The organism is Streptomyces sp. NPDC043878 (assembly GCF_056435735.1).
In genome coordinates, this window is sequence record NZ_JBWKDW010000043.1 from 16,053 (window position 1) to 36,487 (window position 20,435).

The window sequence follows — 20,435 nt, forward strand, 5'->3', positions numbered from 1 at the left end:
CGCGGACGCCACCAGGACATCTCCGGGCCCCCGCGGGAACGATCACGGCCCCCCGGACCGCTCACGGCGTCGGCGCCGGACTGATGTTGTGGTTGAAGCGGAACACGTTGTCCGGGTCGTGGCGCCGTTTCAGCTCGGCCAGCCGCCGCGTGTTCTCGGCGCCCAGGCCGGCCACCACCCGGTCCGGGCCCTCGTCGCCGACGAAGTTGAGGTAGACCGCCCCGGTGCTCCACGGCCGGACGTCGGCGCGCACGTCCCGGACCCACTGGACGGCCCGTTCGTCGTCGGCCGGGTCCTCCCAGATCGCGAACGGATGCACCACCCAGGGCGCGTCCCGGTAGGGCACCGGGTACCCGGCCGGCCCGGAGGCGATCGCGCCGCCCTGCGGGAACAGCACGTGCTGGGTGCCGGTCGGCGAGGGCAGGGTGGCCGCGCGGGCACAGAAGACGTCCACGAGGTCGTCGGGGGCGCCCGTCAGACTCTCCGCCGACCAGTAGTTCCGCATCCCGGGCGGGTCGTCGAGCATGCACTGCACATCGGCGTACGGCATCGCCCCGACCATCTCCGACTCGTGCGGCAGCGCCAGCAGCGGCTCGGCGAGCTTGCGCAGGTCCTCCTCGCCGCCGGCGTACGTCAGCAGCGCCCCGCACACCAGCCTGCCGACCAGGTGGGGCGGTACGAAGTCCTCGGGCGGGCCGGTGAAGTAGATGACACCGCCCGCCGCCTCGTCCGGGGCGGCCGTGATCAGGTCGCGGTAGGTGCGGACGACCTCGGGGCCGACCTCGGGGCGGAAGACCACCAGAGCGAGGGAGAACCCGGGCAGTTCGTGCAGCTTCAGGGTGAGGGCGGTGGCGATGCCGAAGTTGCCCCCGCCGCCGTGCAGACCCCAGAACAGCTCGGGGTTCTCGTCGGCGCTCGCGTGGATCCGGCCGCCGTCGGCGGTGACCAGTTCGACGCCGAGCAGGTTGTCCGCGGCCAGACCGCAGCAGCGGTCCAGCCAGCCGGTGCCGCCGCCGAGGACGAAGCCCCCCACGCCCGTGGTGGAGGCCCGCCCGCCGGTGGTCGCCAGGCCGTGGGGCTGGGTGGCCCGGTCCATGTCGCTCATCGTGGCGCCGCCCGCCACCCGTACCGCGGCGGCCGCCGGATCGACGGTGACCGCGCGCATGTGACGCAGGTCCACCACCAGACCGCCGTCGTTCACCGCCGTACCCGCCACGCTGTGCCCGCCGCCGCGCACCGCCACGGGCAGGCCGAGGTCACGGGCGCAACGCACCGAACGCACGACGTCGGCCTCGTCCACGCACTGGGCGATCACCGCCGGACGCCGGTCGATCATCGCGTTGAAAACGGTCCGTGCCTCGTCGTAGCCGGGGTGACCCGGAGTCAGCACGTCGCCGACCAGGTCCTCGCGCAGCGCGGACAGCGCCGCGCCCGCCTTCGATGGGGAGGCCATGGGCGCCCCCTTCCGTGCAGGGGCTGTTGGCTCCAGCGTAGGCGGGCCCGGCGGGTCGGTCCTGTTCAGCCGCCGTAGGCTCCCGACGCCGTCAGGCGCAGGGCCGTGTCGATGAGCGGGACGTGACTGAAGGCCTGCGGGAAGTTGCCGACCTGGCGCTGCAGGCGCGGGTCCCATTCCTCGGCGAGCAGGCCGAGGTCGTTGCGCAGGGCCAGCAGCTTCTCGAACAGCTTGCGGGCCTCGTCCACCCGGCCGATCATCGCGAGGTCGTCCGCCATCCAGAAGGAGCAGGCGAGGAAGGCGCCCTCGTCGCCGGGCAGGCCGTCGACGCCCTCGGCCTGGCCGTCGGTCGGGTAGCGCAGGATGAAGCCGTCCGAGGTGGACAGTTCACGCTGGATCGCCTCGATGGTGCCGATCACGCGCTTGTCGTCCGGCGGCAGGAAGCCCATCTGCGGGATCAGCAGCAGCGAGGCGTCCAGTTCCTTCGAGCCGTAGGACTGCGTGAAGGTGTTGCGCTCCTTGTCGTAGCCCCGCTCGCAGACGTCCCGGTGGATGTCGTCGCGCAGCTCGCGCCAGCGCTCCAGCGGGCCGTCCGCGTCGCCGGACTCGATCAGCTTGATGGTGCGGTCCACCGCCACCCAGGCCATGACCTTGGAGTGCACGAAGTGGCGGCGCGGGCCGCGCACCTCCCAGATGCCCTCGTCCGGCTCGTCCCAGTGGTCCTCCAGGTAGCGGATCAGCTTGAGCTGGAGCACCGAGGCGTAGTCGTTGCGGGCCAGGCCCGTCATGTGGGCCAGGTGCAGGGCCTCGGTGACCTCGCCGTACACGTCCAGCTGGAGCTGGTGCGCGGCGCCGTTGCCGACCCGGACGGGTCCGGAGTTCTCGTAGCCGGGCAGCCAGTCGAGCTCCGCCTCGCCGAGCTCGCGCTCGCCGGCGATGCCGTACATGATCTGCAGGTTCTCGGGGTCGCCGGCGACGGCCCGCAGCAGCCACTCGCGCCAGGCGCGGGCCTCCTCGCGGTAGCCGGTGCGCAGCAGCGAGGACAGGGTGATCGCCGCGTCCCGCAGCCAGGTGTAGCGGTAGTCCCAGTTGCGGACGCCGCCGATCTCCTCGGGCAGGGAGGTGGTGGGCGCGGCGACGATGCCGCCGGTGGGGGCGTACGTCAGCGCCTTGAGGGTGATCAGCGAGCGGACCACGGCCTCGCGGTAGGGGCCGTGGTACGTACAGTGGTCGACCCAGTCGCGCCAGAACTCCTCCGTCGCCTCCAGCGACTGCTCGGGCTCCGGCAGCGGCGGTGGCTGCTTGTGCGAGGGCTCCCAGGAGATGGTGAACGCGATCCGGTCCCCCGGCGCGACCGTGAAGTCGGCGTACGTCGTGAGCGACTTGCCGTAGGTCTCCACGGGCGTGTCGAACCAGACCGAGTCGGGGCCGGCGACGGCGACGGTGCGGCCCTCGTGCTTGTGCACCCAGGGCACCACCCGGCCGTAGGAGAAACGCATCCGCAGCGCCGAGCGCATCGGGACCCGGCCCGAGAGGCCCTCCACGATCCGGATCAGCTGGGGGGCGCCGTCACGCGGGGGCATGAAGTCGGTCACGCGGACCGTGCCGCGCGGGGTGTCCCACTCGGACTCCAGGATCAGCGAGTCGCCGCGGTAGCCGCGCCGGGCCGCGGTGGGCGGCTGGGCGTCGGAGGCGTGGGCGGGTCCGAGCCGCCAGAAGCCGTGTTCCTCGGTGCCGAGCAGACCGGCGAAGATGGCGTGCGAGTCGAAGCGGGGCAGGCAGAGCCAGTCCACCGTGCCGTCCCGGCAGACCAGTGCGGCGGTCTGCATGTCTCCGATGAGTGCGTAGTCCTCGATGCGCCCGGCCACGTGCAACTCCAGTCGAACGGCCACGTCGCCCCCAGCGGGGGGCTGTCGCTCTTGCGGTCAGGGGGAATGTGTCATGCGTCGTTGAGCGGTGAAGCAAAGCAGCCGCTCGTGCCGTATGGCAAAACGACAATCTCCGCTCAACGAACTGGCGAACTCTCGTTGTTCCGGGGCGTACGGGCGGGGGGTGGTGCCCTGTTGCCGGGCGGGCTCGCCAGCGAGTGTCCGAGCAGGATACGACGCACGTAGATGATCTGCGTGCCGCTCCGGGCAACCCGGAGGGGCCGAACGGGTGAGCGGCCGGTGAGAACCACGTGACCAGGGGCGGGTCCGTGCCGGCGGGTGCACGGTGCGTGGCCGGAAGCCATCTCCTCCGGGCGCTGATACCCTGGTAGCCCGTGGACCGGTGGGCAAGAAACCCCCGAACCGCAGCGACGGCACCCCCGGAGATTCCCGGTCGGCAGCCGTACCGCACCCCAGACCGCGACCACGGGAGCCCCCTCTTGGCCATGACGCCCAAATCCACGACGACCAAGCACATCTTCGTCACCGGGGGTGTCGCCTCCTCGCTCGGCAAGGGGCTGACCGCCTCGAGTCTCGGGATGCTGCTCAAGGCCAGGGGCCTGCGCGTCGTGATGCAGAAGCTCGACCCGTACCTGAACGTCGACCCGGGCACGATGAACCCCTTCCAGCACGGTGAGGTCTTCGTCACCAACGACGGCGCCGAGACCGACCTGGACATCGGACACTACGAGCGCTTCCTCGACCGTGACCTGGACGGCTCCGCCAACGTCACTACAGGACAGGTCTACTCGACGGTGATCGCCAAGGAGCGGCGCGGCGAGTACCTGGGCGACACCGTGCAGGTCATCCCGCACATCACCAACGAGATCAAGCACCGCATCCGCCGGATGGCGACGGACGAGGTGGACGTCGTGATCACGGAGGTCGGCGGCACGGTCGGCGACATCGAGTCGCTGCCGTTCCTGGAGACCGTCCGCCAGGTCCGCCACGAGGTGGGCCGGGACAACGTCTTCGTCGTGCACATCTCGCTCCTGCCGTACATCGGTCCCTCGGGCGAGCTGAAGACCAAGCCGACCCAGCACTCGGTCGCGGCCCTGCGGAACATCGGTATCCAGCCGGACGCCATCGTGCTGCGCTCCGACCGCGAGGTCCCGACCGCCATCAAGCGCAAGATCTCGCTGATGTGCGACGTCGACGAGGACGCCGTGGTCGCCTGCCCCGACGCCCGCTCGATCTACGACATCCCGAAGACCGTGCACGGCGAGGGCCTGGACGCCTATGTCGTCCGCAAGCTGGACCTGCCGTTCCGCGACGTGGACTGGACGACCTGGGACGACCTGCTCGACCGCGTGCACCGGCCCGACCACGAGGTCACCCTCGCCCTGGTCGGCAAGTACATCGACCTGCCCGACGCCTACCTCTCGGTCACCGAGGCGCTGCGCGCCGGCGGCTTCGCCAACAAGGCCCGCGTGAAGATCAAGTGGGTCACCTCCGACGACTGCCGGACCCCGGCCGGCGCCGCCCAGCAGCTCGGTGACGTCGACGGCATCTGCATCCCCGGCGGCTTCGGCGACCGCGGGGTGCTCGGCAAGGTCGGCGCCATCCGCTACGCCCGCGAGAACCGTGTTCCGCTGCTCGGCCTCTGTCTCGGCCTGCAGTGCATCGTGATCGAGGCCGCGCGCAACCTGGCCGACATCCCGGACGCCAACTCCACCGAGTTCGACGCGGCCACCTCCCACCCGGTCATCTCCACCATGGCCGAGCAGCTCGACATCGTCGCCGGCGAGGGCGACATGGGCGGCACGATGCGCCTGGGCATGTACCCGGCCAAGCTGGCCGAGGGCTCCATCGTGCGCGAGGTGTACGACGGCAAGGAGTACGTCGAGGAGCGCCACCGCCACCGCTACGAGGTGAACAACCACTACCGCGCGGAGCTGGAGAAGAAGACCGGCATCGTCTTCTCCGGCACCTCCCCGGACGGCAAGCTCGTCGAGTACGTCGAGTACCCGCGCGAGGTCCACCCCTACCTGGTCGCGACCCAGGCGCACCCCGAGCTGCGCTCGCGCCCGACGCGGCCGCACCCGCTGTTCGCCGGACTGGTGAAGGCGGCCGTCCAGCGCACGGTCGCGGCGGCGGGGAAGAGTTCGGAGTAACACACCGGTTGTACGGTGGCCGGGGCGCAAACCTTCAAAAGGTGGGCACCCCGGCCGCTTTCACGCGCGGCCTCGCACACGGGTCGGTACGTCTGGGAGGACAGGGCATGACGATCAGGGACACCCCGGAGGAATGGGAGATCCGGGCGACGCAGACGCCTTTCGTGGGCAACAAGACCTCCGTGCGCACCGACGACGTGGTCATGCCCGGTGGCACGGTGGTCCACCGCGACTACCAGGTCCACCCCGGCTCGGTCGCCGTCCTCGCCCTCGACGACGAGGGGCGCGTGCTGGTCCTGCGTCAGTACCGCCACCCCGTGCGGCACAAGCTCTGGGAGATCCCGGCCGGCCTGCTCGACGTTCCCGGCGAGAACCCGCTGCACGCCGCCCAGCGCGAGCTGTACGAGGAGGCGCACGTCAAGGCCGGGGACTGGCGGGTGCTCACCGACGTGTACACCACCCCGGGTGGCTGCGACGAGGCCGTACGAATCTTCCTGGCCCGTGACCTGTCGGAAGCCGACGGGGACCGCTTCGAGGTCGAGGACGAGGAGGCCGACATGGAGCTGTCGCGTGTGTCGGTGACCGAACTGGTCCGCGGGGTGCTCGCGGGCGAGCTGCACAACAACTGCCTGGTGGTGGGCGTGCTTTCGCTGGTCGCCGCCGAGCAGGGCGACGGGCTCGACGCGCTGCGCCCGGCGGAGGCACCCTGGCCCGCCCGTCCGTTCGAGTCCTGAACACACGCTCCCTTCCGGTGTGACCATCGGCGGATCCGATCGGGGGACGTCCCCGCCGCGCTCCGCCCGGGAGGTAGCAGAGCGTGAACTAGGCTCTGGAAACGCCCGAACCGGAGTCCCGGCGGGCTTGCGCGTGCGGTGGGACGGGAGTGTGGCCCGTGACGGATCAGGCGGTGGACACGGACGGCGTACGGCTGTCGGAACACGCTCCCGAACAGGCCCCGTTCGTGGGCCGCACACGGGAGTTGAAGGAACTCCGCGCCGACATCGAGCGCGCCGGTCTGGACACCCTCTCCGGCCGCAAGGCCCCCCGCGCACGCGTGCTCCTCATCGCGGGCCGGCCCGGCTCGGGCCGCACGGCCCTCGCCGAGGAACTCGTCCGGCAGGTCGCGGACCGCTACGACGGCGGGACGCTCCGCGCCCGGCTCAGCGAGCCCGACGGCACCCCCGTCCCCACCGAGCGCACCGCCCGCGACCTGCTCGACGCCCTCGGCCTGCCGGCCCCCGCGGGAGCCGCCGAGGACGACCTGACAGCCGCCTTCCGCGCGGCCCTCGCCGACCGCCGGGTCCTGCTGCTGCTCGACGACGCCGCCGACGCCGAGCAGGTCGACGCCCTGCTCCCGGATGCTCCGCAGTGCCTGGTCGTCGCCGTCTCCGGGGGCCCTCTCACCGGGATCGCGGACGTCAGGCCCTGCACCCTGGGCGGCCTCGACACCAAGTCCGGCCTGGAACTGCTGAGCCGCTGCACCGGCTCGGTCCGCGTCACCGTCGACCCCCGCGCCGCCGAGAACCTGGTCGAGGTGTGCCGGGCCGAGCCGGCCGCGCTGGCCCTGGCCGGCGGCTGGCTCGCCGCCCGCCCCACGGCGGCCGTCGCCGACCTCGCCAAGCACCTGCACGCCGAGAGCGACGAGGGAACACCGCTGAGCCGTGTCCTGCGGCTCGCCCACGCCTCCCTGTCCGGACCGGCCGCCCGGATGCTGCGCCTGCTCTCCCTCGCCCCGGCCGGCCTGGTCGACCCGCACACCGCCTCCGCGCTCGCCGGCTGCTCGGTCAGCGGCGCCCGCACCACCCTGGACGACTTCGTCGCCCTCGGTCTGCTGCGGGCCGTCGAGTCGCCGCTGCCGCGGTACGAGGTCCCCGGCTGCCTGCAGCCCCTGCTGCGAGCGCTCGCCGACACCCAGGACCGTCCGGCGGAACTCCAGCTGGCCCGCGCCCGCATGCTGGAGCGCACGGTGCGGCTGCTCCAGTCCTGCCGGGCGATCACCGAGACCGACAGTCCGCAGGCCCGCCAGAAGCTGCTCGGCATGCCGCGCTCGCTGCGGTTCCCCAACCCGCGGGCGGCCGAGGAGTGGCTGCGGGTGGGCCGGCCCGCCCTGCTGGCCTCCGTGCGGCTCGCGGTCGCCGACGGGGAGCTGGACACCCTGGCCCGCCGTCTGATGTCCCAGCTGGTGCGGGCGATGGTGGCCCACTTCGGCACCCGGGCGGCGGCTCCGGACCTGTACGGCGTTCACGGGCTCGTCCTCGACGTGGCCGAGCGGCGCGGCCTGCCCCGCGAGAAGGCCGCGGCCCTGCTGAACCTCGGCGACCTGGACGCCCGCACCGGCCGCACCACGGAGGCGCTGGCCCGCTACCGGGCGGCGCTGGACGCCGGGCGCGAGGCGAACGACCCGTACGCGACCGGCCGGGCGATGGAATCCGTCGGCGGCGCCCATCTGGAGCTCGGGGACTTCGACCGGGCCGCCGACTGGTACGGCCGGGCGCTGGCGCAGCGGCTGGCCCGGGACGAGCGCGCGGAGGCCGCCCGGCTGTACGGCCGTATCGCCGCCGCGCACACCTACGCGGGCCGCTACGGCGAGGCGCTGCGCAACTGGCGGGCCGCGGTCGCCGGATACCGCAAGAACGGCGATGTGGCGGCCCAGGCGCGGGCGTTGAGCGAACTGGCCCGGGTCCAGGAGTACGCGGGGCGGCCCGCCGAGTCGCTGCGGACCTGCCAGGAGGCGGTGGAGTGGGCGCGCCGGGCCGAGGACGTGCGTCTCCAGGCAGCACTGCAGCTGCGGCTCGCCGACACCCTGGAGCACCTCGGCGATCCCGTGGCGGCCCGTCTGCACCGGGGCGCGGCCGAGCGGCTGCTGGCCGAGGACCCCCGGGAGAGCGTTCCCGCGCCGGATCCCGGGGCCGAGGCACCCGGAACGAAGGCCGCGGCGCCGGATCCGGCGCCCGGGTCGACGGGGTCCGCCACGGAGGCCGCGGGGCCCGAAGCGGGGGCCGTGAGGCCGCAGTCCAGGGGTTCCGAAGGTGGAACAGCGCGCTAACACCTACGAAATCCGCAGTACACCCGGCGAAGATTGATGCAATGAAAGGCTAGACAGGGAGAACGCCTTCATTAGACTGGCTCTGCCGCACCTTCCCAGCGGTGTCTCCCGGTGTGCACCCGCATGCCTGGGTATGTGTTGTATTGCCCCACATCCTCTGAGCCAAGGACCGTGATCCACGTGAAGGTCGGCATCCCCCGCGAGGTCAAGAACAACGAGTTCCGGGTGGCCATCACCCCCGCCGGCGTGCACGAGCTGGTGCGCAACGGTCACCAGGTCGTCGTCGAGCTGGGCGCCGGGCTCGGCTCCTCGATCACGGACGCCGAGTACGTCGCCGCCGGGGCGCAGATCCTGCCCACCGCCGACGAGGTCTGGGCCGCCGCCGACCTGCTGCTGAAGGTCAAGGAGCCCATCGCCGAGGAGTACCACCGCCTCCGCAAGGACCAGACGCTCTTCACCTACCTGCACCTGGCCGCGTCCCGGGAGTGCACCGACGCCCTCCTGGAGTCGGGCACCACGGCGATCGCGTACGAGACGGTCGAGCTGCCGAGCCGCGCGCTGCCGCTCCTCGCGCCGATGTCCGAGGTCGCGGGCCGGCTGGCCCCGCAGGTCGGCGCCTACCACCTGATGCGCGCCAACGGTGGCCGCGGTGTGCTGCCCGGCGGTGTCCCGGGCGTGCTGGCCGGCCGGGCCGTCGTCATCGGCGGCGGCGTCTCGGGCTGGAACGCCGCCCAGATCGCCATCGGCATGGGCTTCCACGTGACGCTGCTGGACCGTGACATCAACAAGCTCAAGGAGGCGGACCGGGTCTTCGGCACGAAGATCCAGACGGTCGTCTCCAACGCCTTCGAGCTGGAGAAGGCATGCCTGGAGGCCGACCTCGTGATCGGCGCGGTGCTCATCCCGGGCGCCAAGGCCCCGAAGCTGGTCACCAACGAACTGGTCTCCCGGATGAAGCCCGGAAGTGTCCTTGTCGACATCGCGATCGACCAGGGCGGCTGCTTCGAGGACTCCCGTCCGACCACGCACGCCGAGCCGACCTTCCCGGTCCACAACTCGGTGTTCTACTGCGTCGCCAACATGCCGGGCGCGGTGCCCAACACCTCCACCTACGCGCTCACCAACGCGACGCTGCCGTACATCGTCGAACTCGCCAACCGCGGCTGGGCCGAGGCGCTGCGCCGGGACGCGGCCCTGGCCAAGGGCCTCAACACGCATGACGGCAAGGTTGTTTACCAGGAGGTCGCGGAGGCGCACGGCCTGGAGCACGCCGAGCTGGAGACCCTGCTCGGCTGAGCCCCGGCACCAAGTCGGCGCAGGCCAAAAGGCGATACGTCAACAGAGGTCGTCAACACCGCGCACCCGGCCGGACCTTGCTCGATGAGGTCCGGCCGGATGTGTGTATGGTCACTTTGCGGCTCTCGGTCAACTCGCCTCGAACGTAACCCTTGAACCGATTCGTACACCGGTGAAACCTGCCGTGCGACGGCCGTACGCCCTTGACAGAGGGATGTTTCATTGCCGACACATCCTGCCGGGTCCGGCGGATTGTGTTGCTGCGGACGCCCGACACGCCATAGAGTCGCCAACCGTCGGCATGGTGTTTCGCTGACCTGTCTAGAAGTTTCCTGGTCTCCAAGGAGGTAAGACGACTTGTGAATGAGTCGACATTTTCTCCCGGGGGTGGTCAACCAGGAATGCCTGCACAGGGCCAGGGCCCCGAGGGGTTCGAGGCTGTCGGCTCCGTCGCTGTGCGCACCTTCGCAGCCCACCAGAGTCACCGGACCTCAGGGGTGACTCAGTCAGCACACCAGAGCATGGATGGCCATCACGTGAACGCCACGGTCGGCGACGGAAGTGGCGCGCCCCACAACCATTTCGCCGCCTACGACGAACTGCCCGAGGGTCACTTCTACGACCCCGACGCCGAGTACGAGCCCGACCCCGAGTACGCGGCCACACTCGCGCCCGACGCCGCCCGCCAGCGCCGTGAGCGCGTGGGCCCGACCGGGCGCCCGCTGCCGTACTTCCCGATCCCGGGGCCGCTGACGGATCACGGACCCGCGAAGATCATCGCGATGTGCAACCAGAAGGGCGGCGTCGGCAAGACCACGTCGACCATCAACCTGGGTGCCGCGCTCGCGGAGTACGGCCGCCGTGTGCTGCTCGTGGACTTCGACCCGCAGGGCGCGCTGTCGGTGGGTCTCGGTGTCAACCCGATGGAGCTCGACCTCACCGTCTACAACCTGCTCATGGAGCGGGGCATGGCGGCCGACGAGGTCCTCCTGAAGACGGCGGTCCCCAACATGGACCTGCTGCCCAGCAACATCGACCTGTCCGCCGCCGAGGTGCAGCTGGTCAGCGAGGTCGCGCGCGAGTCCACCCTGCAGCGGGCGCTCAAGCCGCTGATGGCGGACTACGACTACATCGTGATCGACTGCCAGCCCTCGCTCGGCCTGCTCACGGTCAACGCGCTGACCGCCGCGCACAAGGTGATCGTGCCGCTCGAGTGCGAGTTCTTCGCCCTGCGCGGTGTGGCGCTGCTGACCGAGACCATCGAGAAGGTCCAGGAGCGGCTCAACCCGGAGCTGGAACTCGACGGCATCCTCGCGACCATGTACGACTCCCGCACGGTGCACAGCCGTGAGGTGCTCGCGCGGGTGGTCGAGGCCTTCGACGACCACGTCTACCACACGGTCATCGGGCGCACGGTCCGCTTCCCGGAGACCACGGTCGCCGGTGAGCCGATCACCACGTACGCCTCCAACTCCGTCGGTGCCGCCGCCTATCGCCAGCTCGCCAGGGAGGTGCTCGCCCGGTGTCACGCCGAGTGAGTCTGCCGGGGGCCGACGAACTGTTCCGTACGACAGGGGGAATGGCGCTCCAGGCGTCCACTCCCCGGCGGGGGGCCAACGGTGAGGCCCGGGTGCCCGCTCCCGCGGGCGAGAGCGACGGGGCGGCGGCCGGGGAGGACGCGCCGCAGTCCGTGCCCGTGCGGGGCGGTGACGGCGAGGGCGCGGAACACGTCGCGGCCGACGCCGGCTCCGGGGAGTCCCGGAGCCGGGACGGGGACCGCTCCGGACCACGTCAGGACGCGCAGGAAGGTTCTGCCGCGGGCCAGTCCCGCAAGCGCGGCCGGTCGCCCTCGCGCCGCCCCAGTGGGCGCGAACGCCATGACGAGAAGATCACGGTGTACGTCTCCGCCGAGGAACTGATGGACCTGGAGCACGCGCGGCTGGTGCTCCGGGGTGAACACGGGCTCGCCGTCGACCGCGGGCGGATCGTCCGTGAGGCGGTCGCCGTCGTGCTGGCCGATCTGGAGTCCCGGGGAGACGCGAGCATTCTCGTACGGCGACTGCGCGGGCGGTAACGGTAGCCTGCGGGGGCCATGACCTCGAACGACCCTCCCGCCTCCGTCCCCGGCGCCTCCGCCGGCCGTCGGCGTGCGCTGGGGAGGGGCCCCGGGACCACTCCGGGACCCGAGGCCGCCGTAGCGGAGGAACCCTCGGAACCCGAGGTCCCGCCCCCCGGAGGGGACACGCCTCCCGGAGGGGACACGCCTCCCGGAGGGGACACGCCTCCCGGAGGGGACACGCCCCCCGGAGGGGACACGCCCGCCGGAGGGCGAGCCGAGCAGGCCGCCGGCCCCGAGGTTCCGGCACCGGAGGTCCGGCTCCCGGCACCCGAGGCCCCGGTCCCGGACCAGGCGGCGCCCGGGCCCGTCGGGGCTGCCGCCGAGGGCCGGTTTCGCGGAGTCGGGGCCGAGGAGCCCGGTGACGGTGTCTTCACGGTGCGGCTGACCAACTTCGAGGGGCCCTTCGACCTGCTCCTCCAGCTGATCTCGAAGCACAAGCTCGACGTCACCGAGGTCGCCCTGTCCAAGGTCACCGACGAGTTCATGGCGCACATCAGGGCGATGGGACCGGACTGGGACCTGGACCAGACGACCGAGTTCCTGGTCGTGGCCGCCACGCTGCTGGACCTGAAGGCGGCCCGGCTGCTGCCCGCCGCCGAGGTCGAGGACGAGGCCGACCTCGCGCTCCTGGAGGCCCGGGACCTGCTCTTCGCCCGGCTGCTGCAGTACCGCGCGTACAAACAGATCGCCGACATCCTCAACCACCGCCTCGACGACGAGGCCCGGCGCTACCCCCGTACCGTCGGGCTGGAACCCCATCACGCGCGGCTGCTGCCCGAGGTCGTCATCAGCATCGGCCCCGAGGGCTTCGCGAAGCTCGCCGTGAAGGCGATGCAGCCCCGGCCCAGGCCGCAGGTGTACGTCGACCACATCCACGCGCCGCTGGTCAGCGTGCAGGAGCAGGCCGGGATCGTGGTCGCGCGGCTCAGGGAACTCGGCGAGGCCAGCTTCCGCGTGCTCGTGGAGGACACCGAGGACACCCTCACCGTCGTGGCCCGCTTCCTCGCCCTGCTGGAGCTGTACCGCGAGAAGGCGGTGGCGCTCGACCAGGAGATCGCCCTCGGCGAGCTGCTCGTGCGCTGGACCGGCGGGGCGGGGGAGGCCGGCCCGGTGGTGACCGACGAGTTCGACCGGCCGCCCCAGGAACCGGAGGAGTCCGGGCGGCCCGAGGAGGAGAAGGCGTGAGCGAGGAGAGCACCGACGTACCCGCGGGGTCGCGCACCGTCGCCGACCTCGACCTCAAGCCCGCTCTGGAGGCCGTCCTGATGGTCGTGGACGAGCCCGCGACCGAGGAGCACCTCGCCAGGATCCTCCAGCGGCCCCGGCGGCGGATCGCGGACGCGCTGCGGGAACTGGCCGACGAGTACACCGCGCAGGGCCGCGGTTTCGAGCTGCGGCTCGTCGCCGGCGGCTGGCGCTTCTACTCCCGGCCCGAGTTCGCGGCGGCCGTCGAGGGCTTCGTCCTGGACGGCCAGCAGGCCCGGCTCACCCAGGCGGCGCTGGAGACGCTCGCGGTCGTGGCGTACCGCCAGCCGGTCAGCCGCAGCCGGGTCTCCGCGGTCCGCGGGGTCAACTGCGACGGCGTGATGCGCACCCTCCTGCAACGCGGTCTGGTCCAGGAGGCGGGCACGGAACCCGAAACAGGTGCGATCCTGTACACGACGACGAACTACTTCCTGGAACGGATGGGCCTGCGCGGCCTGGACGAACTCCCGGAGCTCGCGCCCTTCCTCCCGGAGGCTGAGGCGATCGAGGCCGAGACACAGGAGGGCGTTTTGTCGTTCGACCCGGACGCACCCGATGCCCCGGGGGCAGATGACGCAGACGACTAGACGGAACTTTGATGCGAAGCAGCGGCAGGAACAGCAGCGGAAACAACGGCGGGAGCCGTGGTGGCAACAGCGGCGGCCGCGACGGGAGCAGTGGTGGCCGCGGCGGGAGCGGTGGTGGCCGCGGGAGCAGCGGTGGCCGCAGCGGGAGCAGTGGTGGCCGCGGTAACCCCCGCGGCGCCGGCAACGCCCGCGACGACAAGCAGGGGCAGCGCCCCAGCAAGCCCCGCCCCGAGGAGCGCCGCTACGACGTGGGCTCCGGCGCCACCCACGAGGGCCCCAAGTCCGGGCGCGGCGCCTCCGCGCGCGGCGGCGCCAAGGGCGGTCCCAAGCAGGGCCAGGGCACCGGGCGCGGCCGTTCGGTGCCGGCCACCTCCCGCGAGTACGAGGTGCGCGCCGAGGAACGCAACCGCGAGCGGTACGCGGGCAAGAAGGACATCAAGCTGCCCAAGACCTTCCCGGGCGCCGAGCAGGAGGGCGAGCGGCTGCAGAAGATCCTGGCGCGCGCCGGTTACGGCTCCCGGCGGGCCTGCGAGGAGCTGATCGAGCAGGCGCGGGTCGAGGTCAACGGCGAGATCGTGCTGGAGCAGGGCAAGCGGGTCGACCCGGAGCACGACGAGGTCAAGGTCGACGGCCTGACCGTCGCCACCCAGACGTACCAGTTCTTCTCGCTGAACAAGCCGGCCGGTGTCGTCTCCACGATGGAGGACACCGAGGGCCGGCAGTGCCTCGGTGACTACGTGACCAACCGCGAGACGCGGCTGTTCCACGTCGGGCGGCTCGACACCGAGACCGAGGGCGTCATCCTGCTCACCAACCACGGCGAGCTGGCGCACCGGCTGACCCACCCCAAGTACGGCGTGAAGAAGGTCTACCTCGCGCACATCGTCGGCCCGATCCCGCGCGACCTGGGCAAGCAGCTCAAGAACGGCATCCAGCTGGAGGACGGCTACGCCAAGGCGGACCACTTCCGGGTCGTCGAGCAGACCGGCAAGAACTACCTCGTCGAGGTGACCCTGCACGAGGGCCGCAAGCACATCGTGCGCCGCATGCTGGCCGAGGCCGGCTTCCCGGTCGACAAGCTGGTGCGCGTGGCCTTCGGCCCGATCACCCTGGGCGACCAGAAGTCGGGCTGGCTGCGGCGGCTGTCCAACACGGAGGTCGGCATGCTGATGAAGGAGGTCGACCTCTAGGACCAGGCAGGACCCGCACGTCGGCCGGCTTCCGCGGAACGGGCCCGGGGTGCGGGGACGCCCTCCGGGAGACCCGGCCGCCGCCGGCCGGTTCCTTTTCCCCCCGCCCGCCCCGACCCGGGGCGGGCGTCAGGGCCTTGTGGTGCCACCCCCACCCCCTTTATGGTCGACCTGACTCTTAGTCGGGTGGGCTGTGAAGGGGGTGGCGGCGTGACCGGGCGCGGACCGGTGCCCCAGGGCCCCGAGGGCTACGACAGGCGCGCCTTCGAGCCGTTCGCCCTCACCGTCGACCTCGCCGTCCTCACCCTCCGCGGGGGCGACCTGCACGTCCTGCTCGTCGAGCGCGGACAGCAGCCGTACGCCGGGCACTGGGCACTGCCCGGCGGGTTCGTGCTGCCCGACGAGTCCGCGGAGACCGCCGCCCGGCGCGAACTCGCCGAGGAGACAGGCCTGTCGGACGTCTCCGGGCTGCACCTGGAGCAGCTGCGGACCTACAGCGAGCCCGGCCGCGACCCCCGGATGCGGGTCGTGTCCGTCGCGTTCGCCGCGCTGCTGCCCCACGCGCCCGAGCCGCACGGCGGCGGCGACGCGGCACAGGCCCGCTGGACGCCGTACGACAAGGCCGGGCCGCTCGCCTTCGACCACGACGTGATGCTCGGCGACGCCCACGACCGCGTCGGCGCCAAACTCGAGTACACGTGTCTCGCCACCGCCTTCTGCCCGCCCCGGTTCACGCTCGGCGAGCTCCGGCAGGTCTACGAGAGCGTGTGGGGCACCGCGCTCGACCGGCCCAACTTCCGGCGCAAGGTGCTCACCACCCCCGGCTTCGTCGAACCGGTCCCGGGCGCCGCCCGGCTCACCGGCGGCCGCGGCAAACCGGCCGCGCTGTACCGCGCGGGGACGGCCACCACCCTGCATCCGCCCCTGCTCCGACCGTCCCGGGAAGGTTCACTCTCATGAGCGTCACGCCGTCCACCGCCCACAAGCGCGCCGCGAGCGGGGCCCTGGTGGGCCTCGCCCTCGGGGACGCCCTCGGCTTCCCGACCGAGTTCAACGACGTGCCGTCCATCCTCGCCACGTGCGGCCCGTGGCGGGAGATGGAGCTGGCGACGCCGGCGATCGTCAGCGACGACACGCAGATGACGCTGGCCCTGGGGCGGGGGCTGCGGACGGCCATGGACCGGGGGTTGCTGGAGCCCGGGCGGCTGGAGCGGGCCGTGCGGGAGGAGTTCGTGGACTGGTACCGGTCGCCGCAGAACAACCGCGCCCCCGGACGCACCTGCCTGGTCGCCTGCGAGCTGCTGCAGGACGAGGACCGCCGCTGGCAGGAGGCGAGCCAGATCGGCTCCAAGGGGTGCGGCGCCAACATGCGCGTGGCGCCGCTCGGTCTGATCTCCGGTCTCAGCGAGGAACAGCGGTCCGGCGCGGCCCAGTTGCAGTCCGGTCTCACCCACGGGCATCCGACGGCGCTCGCCGCCTCCGACCTCACCGCGCACGCCGTACGGCTGCTCGCCCAGGGCGCCGAGCCGCAGGCGCTCGTCGGACTGCTGCGCGCGTACGCCGAGGAGAACCGCGGGCACTACCACCAGCGCTGGCTCGGCGATCTGTGGACCCGGGCCCAGGATCCGAGCGCCGAGCACTTCATCACCCGCGGCTGGGACGACTGCCTGGAGATCCTCGGACGGCTGGAGGCGGCCGTCGGCGGCGCCTCGCCCGAGGCCGACCCGTGCCTGGCCACCGGGGCGGGCTGGATCGCCGAGGAGGCGCTGGCGACCGGTCTGCTGTGCTTCCTGCTGTTCCCCGACGAACCGGTGACGGCACTGCGCCGGGCCGCCTGCACCTCCGGCGACTCCGACTCGATCGCCTGCCTCACCGGTGCCTTCGCGGGCGCCTACCTGGGCGTCGACGCCTGGCCGGCGGCGTGGGCCGACCGCGTCGAGTACCAGAGCGAGCTGGCGACGCTCGGGGCGCTCTGGGACGCCTGACGGCGGGTGCCGCCCAGCTCGGCTCCCCGGCGCGCGGCTCCCCGGCGCGCGGCTCGCCGGCCGCGCGGCCCTCAGGCCAGGCGGATCGAGTCGCCCCGCACGGTGATCTTCTTCTCGGGCAGCGGCTGCGTCGCCGGGGCGTGCGCCACCGAACCGTCGGCGATGTGGAACCTGCTGCCGTGACAGGTGCAGTTGATGGTCCCGTCCGACACGCTCGCCACCGGACACTGCGCGTGCGTGCAGATGTTGGAGAAGGCTTTGAACTCGCCCTTCTTCGGCTGGGTGACGACGACCTTCTCGTCGGCGAAGATCTTGCCGCCGCCGACCGGGATGTCGGCCGTCCGGGCCAGCTCCTGGCCACTGGTGGCCCCGGAGGAACCGCTGTCGTCGCCGCCGTACTTGCTGCAGCCCGCGGTCAGGGCCGCCGTGCCCGCCGCGAGAAGGACGGCGCGGCGCGCCGGGTGCTGGGTCATGTCGTCACTCCGAAGGTGCGGAAGAACCAGAGGGCCGAGGTCAGCCAGACGACGGTGAGGGCGGCGAACACCAGCCCGCCGACGAGCGGCAGCAGCCAGCCGGGAAGTCGCTCCGAGCGGAGCAGCAGCATCTTGGCACTGAAGACACCGAAGAAGAAGCAACCCAGGAGGGAGTGCCACACCACCCGTGTCTCGTACGTCTGGTAGCCCAGCGCGTACAGGCAGTGCACCGCGACCGGCACGGCCACCAGGAAGGCCGCCCGGCCCGACCAGCGGTGCAGCGTGCCGGCCCAACGGGGGCCCGGCAGCCTGCCGTACACCATCAGCGCCGACACGAGCTGCACGAGCGCGAAGAGGAACGCCACGGACGCCAGCCACGACTTCACCGCCCCGGTGCTGCTGAACCCCGCGAGGTTGAAGGCGGTGCCCGCCGGGTGGTGGACCTTGCCGTAGGCCCCCAGGGCGACGGCCACCGCGGCGCCGACGAGGGCCGGGACCAGATAGCGGGCGGGGTGCGGGGCCGCGGGCCGGGGCGGGGGGAAGCTCTGGGTGGCGGCGTTCGGGTCGGCGGTCATGAGCGGCTCCCGGAGGGTTCAGGGGGTGACGGGGTGTGCCGTGAGCCGTTGTCCGTCGACCGTCACCGCGCCGGTCGCCGGGTCGACGCGCGGCGCGGGGGAGGGCTTGCCGCCCCGGGTGAGGACGCCGACCTGCGTGCCGTCCGCGAGGACGATCCAGCCGCCGTCGACCTTCGCCCCGCGGACGGTGGCGGTCGCCCGGTACAGCCCCGAGGGCTTCTTCGCCCGGTCTGCGGTGAAGGAGTGGCGGCCGCCGTCGATGTCGACGGTGCCGCGGAGGCGCCGTCCGCCCTGGAGCGTGCCGTTCAGGACGGCGCCGTGCCCGTCGGTGAGCCGCATCCTGCCGTCGTCCGCCACGTCCCCCTTCAGCCAGGACTCCTTGTCGTGGCCGTCGCAGAAGTAGGCGATCGCCCTGCCGTCGCGCACGGAGACGGACACGGCGGAGGAGCCGTCGTCGGTACGGCCGGCGTAGTCGGCGTTCCGGACGGGTGACTTCGTCGGCGACGGTGACGCGGTGGCCGTCGTGGCGGACGGGAACGCCGTGGGCGAGGGGGACACCGTGACCGCCGGCGTCTCCTCGCGGTAGGCGGTCGAGGCGCTCTTCGTCCCCGTCGTCGCGTTGAGCGACAGCATGAACAGGCCGAGCAGCAGCCCCGCGAGCAGGGTGAGCAGTGGTCCGGAGCGCTTCATGAACGGGCCTCCCCCGAGGCGGGTGTCCTGCCATCAGAGCGGACCCGCGGCCCGGCGTCCAGAGGCGCACGGAGGCGTTCTCGCCCCCGCGGCGGACCCGGCACTCCCGCCGGATGTCCCCCGCGCCCCGCCCGCCCCGGCCGTCTCAGCGGGCGGGCGCCGCGCACCGGTCCCGCGCGGGCTGACTACGCTGGACGGACCAGGGAACGACACGCACACCAGCAAGGAGCAGCGCCGTGGCGGTACGAGCGGTCAGGGGGGCCGTCCAACTGGAGCGGGACGAGGCCGGCCACATGGACGAGCAGGTCGGTGCCCTGCTCACCGCCGTCCTGGAGCGCAACGAGCTGACCGCCGACGACCTGATCAGCGTCTGGTTCACGGCGACGCCCGACCTGCACAGCGACTTCCCGGCGGCCGCGGCCCGCAAGCTCGGCATCGTCGACGTGCCGCTGATCTGCGCCCAGGAACTGGACGTCGAGGGCGCCATGCCCCGGGTGGTCCGCGTCCTCGCCCACATCGAGTCCGACCGCTCCCGGGCCGACATCGCCCATGTCTACCTCGGCGCCGCGGCCGCCCTGCGCAGGGACATCGCCCAGTGAGGACCGCGCTCGTCCTCGGGACCGGCCTCATCGGCACCTCCGCCGCCCTGGCCCTGACGCAGCGGGGCGTCGTCGTACACCTCGCCGACCACGACCCGGAGCAGGCCCGCACCGCCGCCGCGCTGGGCGCCGGCCTGGACAGCGCGCCCGAGGGGCCCGTCGACCTCGCGATCGTCGCGGCCCCGCCGGCCCACGTGGCCACCGTTCTCGCCGACACCATGCGCCGGGGCGCGGCACGCGGCTACCTCGACGTGGCCAGCGTCAAGGGCGGCCCGCGCCGCGAACTGGAGGCCCTCGGCCTCGACCTGTCCGCGTACATCGGCAGCCACCCCATGTCCGGCCGGGAGAAGTCGGGCCCGCTGGCCGCCACCGCCGACCTGTTCGAGGGCCGCCCCTGGGTGCTGACGCCCACCCGCGACACCGACACCGAGGTGCTGAACCTCGCGCTGGAGCTGGTCTCGCACTGCCGGGCGGTGCCCGTGGTGATGGACGCGGACGCCCACGACCGTGCCGTCGCCCTCGTCTCCCACATGCCCCACCTGGTGTCCAGCATGGTCGCCGCCCGGCTGGAGGACGCCGAGGAGGCGGCCGTACGACTGTGCGGGCAGGGCATCCGGGACGTGACCCGGATCGCCGCCTCCGACCCGCGGATGTGGATCGACATCCTGTCCGCGAACCCGGGACCGGTCGCCGACCTGCTCGCCGACGTCTCCGCCGACCTCGACGAGACGGTCCGGGCGCTGCGCGCCCTGCAGTCCTCCGACGAGGCCAAACGCCAGGAGGGCACCGCCGGCATCCGGGACGTCCTGCGGCGCGGCAACGCCGGTCAGGTCCGCGTCCCCGGCAAGCACGGCTCGGCCCCGCGGGCGTACGAGGTCGTGGCCGTCCTCATCGACGACCAGCCGGGACAGCTGGCCCGCATCTTCGCGGACGCGGGCATGGCGGGCGTCAACATCGAGGACGTACGCATCGAGCACGCGACGGGACAGCAGGCCGGTCTGGTGCAGCTGATGGTGGAGCCCAAGGCGGCGCCGGTCCTCACGGCGGCGCTGCGGGAGCGGGGCTGGGCGCTGCGCCAGTAGGACCGGGGGCGACCGGGCGGCCGGACGAGTGACGCGCGCCCGGTAACCTTGTC

General features: G+C 72.5%; 18 protein-coding genes. 13 read left to right on the forward strand and 5 right to left on the reverse strand.

Annotation, left to right across the window (positions count from 1 at the left end; translation table 11 throughout):
* Positions 1 to 61 precede the first annotated feature (61 nt).
* Together AC07AZ_RS36520 and AC07AZ_RS36525 are read right to left on the reverse strand one after the other, a co-directional pair.
* Positions 62 to 1,453 carry an FAD-binding oxidoreductase gene (locus AC07AZ_RS36520; RefSeq protein ID WP_478855059.1) on the reverse strand — a complete coding sequence of 464 codons (1,392 nt, stop codon included), beginning with the start codon at positions 1,451 to 1,453 and terminating at the stop codon, positions 62 to 64.
* Between the two features lie 65 nt (positions 1,454 to 1,518).
* Positions 1,519 to 3,321, reverse strand: a complete 1,803-nt coding sequence (locus AC07AZ_RS36525; protein WP_478855083.1) for a glycoside hydrolase family 15 protein — start codon at positions 3,319 to 3,321, stop codon at positions 1,519 to 1,521.
* 506 nt (positions 3,322 to 3,827) lie between these two features.
* Between AC07AZ_RS36525 and AC07AZ_RS36530 the strand changes: the two genes are divergently transcribed.
* From AC07AZ_RS36530 to AC07AZ_RS36580, 11 genes are all read left to right on the forward strand, one after another.
* The gene (locus tag AC07AZ_RS36530; RefSeq protein ID WP_478855060.1) at positions 3,828 to 5,495 is read left to right on the forward strand and encodes a CTP synthase; all 1,668 of its coding nucleotides are present in this window, start codon (positions 3,828 to 3,830) and stop codon (positions 5,493 to 5,495) included.
* 107 nt (positions 5,496 to 5,602) lie between these two features.
* A complete protein-coding gene (locus AC07AZ_RS36535; RefSeq protein WP_478855061.1) occupies positions 5,603 to 6,229 on the forward strand; it encodes an NUDIX domain-containing protein in 627 nt (208 codons plus the stop codon).
* Positions 6,230 to 6,387: 158 nt separating this feature from the next.
* Positions 6,388 to 8,541 (forward strand): tetratricopeptide repeat protein, encoded by a 2,154-nt coding sequence (locus tag AC07AZ_RS36540; RefSeq protein WP_478855062.1) that lies wholly within the window; start codon positions 6,388 to 6,390, stop codon positions 8,539 to 8,541.
* 171 nt (positions 8,542 to 8,712) lie between these two features.
* Complete coding sequence (gene ald / locus AC07AZ_RS36545) at positions 8,713 to 9,837, forward strand: alanine dehydrogenase (protein WP_478855063.1); 1,125 nt, start codon at positions 8,713 to 8,715, stop codon at positions 9,835 to 9,837.
* A 401-nt stretch (positions 9,838 to 10,238) separates the two neighbouring features.
* Positions 10,239 to 11,375: a ParA family protein gene (locus AC07AZ_RS36550; RefSeq protein ID WP_478855064.1), complete on the forward strand. Its 1,137-nt coding sequence runs from the start codon at positions 10,239 to 10,241 to the stop codon at positions 11,373 to 11,375.
* Positions 11,360 to 11,911: a hypothetical protein gene (locus AC07AZ_RS36555; RefSeq protein WP_478855065.1), complete on the forward strand. Its 552-nt coding sequence runs from the start codon at positions 11,360 to 11,362 to the stop codon at positions 11,909 to 11,911. Before AC07AZ_RS36550 ends, AC07AZ_RS36555 begins: the two co-directional genes overlap by 16 nt.
* Positions 11,912 to 11,929: 18 nt before the next feature.
* Positions 11,930 to 13,141, forward strand: coding sequence for a segregation and condensation protein A (locus AC07AZ_RS36560; RefSeq protein WP_478855066.1), 1,212 nt, complete (start codon positions 11,930 to 11,932; stop codon positions 13,139 to 13,141).
* The gene (scpB, locus tag AC07AZ_RS36565; RefSeq protein WP_478855067.1) at positions 13,138 to 13,788 is read left to right on the forward strand and encodes an SMC-Scp complex subunit ScpB; all 651 of its coding nucleotides are present in this window, start codon (positions 13,138 to 13,140) and stop codon (positions 13,786 to 13,788) included. The genes AC07AZ_RS36560 and scpB overlap by 4 nt, the downstream gene beginning before the upstream one ends.
* An 8-nt stretch (positions 13,789 to 13,796) precedes the next feature.
* Positions 13,797 to 14,978: a pseudouridine synthase gene (locus tag AC07AZ_RS36570; RefSeq protein WP_478855068.1), complete on the forward strand. Its 1,182-nt coding sequence runs from the start codon at positions 13,797 to 13,799 to the stop codon at positions 14,976 to 14,978.
* A 210-nt stretch (positions 14,979 to 15,188) separates the two neighbouring features.
* Entirely contained in the window at positions 15,189 to 15,938 is a 750-nt protein-coding gene (locus AC07AZ_RS36575) for an NUDIX hydrolase (RefSeq protein ID WP_478855069.1), read from the forward strand.
* Entirely contained in the window at positions 15,935 to 16,963 is a 1,029-nt protein-coding gene (locus tag AC07AZ_RS36580) for an ADP-ribosylglycohydrolase family protein (protein ID WP_478855070.1), read from the forward strand. Before AC07AZ_RS36575 ends, AC07AZ_RS36580 begins: the two co-directional genes overlap by 4 nt.
* Positions 16,964 to 17,034: 71 nt before the next feature.
* Here AC07AZ_RS36580 and AC07AZ_RS36585 read toward each other — a convergent pair whose 3' ends face one another.
* The 3 genes from AC07AZ_RS36585 to AC07AZ_RS36595 are packed head-to-tail and all read right to left on the reverse strand — an operon-like array spanning position 17,035 to position 18,701.
* The gene (locus tag AC07AZ_RS36585) at positions 17,035 to 17,436 is read right to left on the reverse strand and encodes a Rieske (2Fe-2S) protein (RefSeq protein ID WP_478855071.1); all 402 of its coding nucleotides are present in this window, start codon (positions 17,434 to 17,436) and stop codon (positions 17,035 to 17,037) included.
* Entirely contained in the window at positions 17,433 to 18,011 is a 579-nt protein-coding gene (locus AC07AZ_RS36590; protein ID WP_478855072.1) for a DUF6529 family protein, read from the reverse strand. Before AC07AZ_RS36590 ends, AC07AZ_RS36585 begins: the two co-directional genes overlap by 4 nt.
* A gap of 18 nt (positions 18,012 to 18,029) precedes the next feature.
* The gene (locus tag AC07AZ_RS36595) at positions 18,030 to 18,701 is read right to left on the reverse strand and encodes a hypothetical protein (protein WP_478855073.1); all 672 of its coding nucleotides are present in this window, start codon (positions 18,699 to 18,701) and stop codon (positions 18,030 to 18,032) included.
* Positions 18,702 to 18,937: 236 nt separating this feature from the next.
* Between AC07AZ_RS36595 and aroH the strand changes: the two genes are divergently transcribed.
* The gene (gene aroH / locus AC07AZ_RS36600; RefSeq protein ID WP_478855074.1) at positions 18,938 to 19,300 is read left to right on the forward strand and encodes a chorismate mutase; all 363 of its coding nucleotides are present in this window, start codon (positions 18,938 to 18,940) and stop codon (positions 19,298 to 19,300) included.
* A complete protein-coding gene (locus AC07AZ_RS36605; protein WP_478855075.1) occupies positions 19,297 to 20,382 on the forward strand; it encodes a prephenate dehydrogenase in 1,086 nt (361 codons plus the stop codon). The genes aroH and AC07AZ_RS36605 overlap by 4 nt, the downstream gene beginning before the upstream one ends.
* Positions 20,383 to 20,435 lie beyond the last annotated feature (53 nt).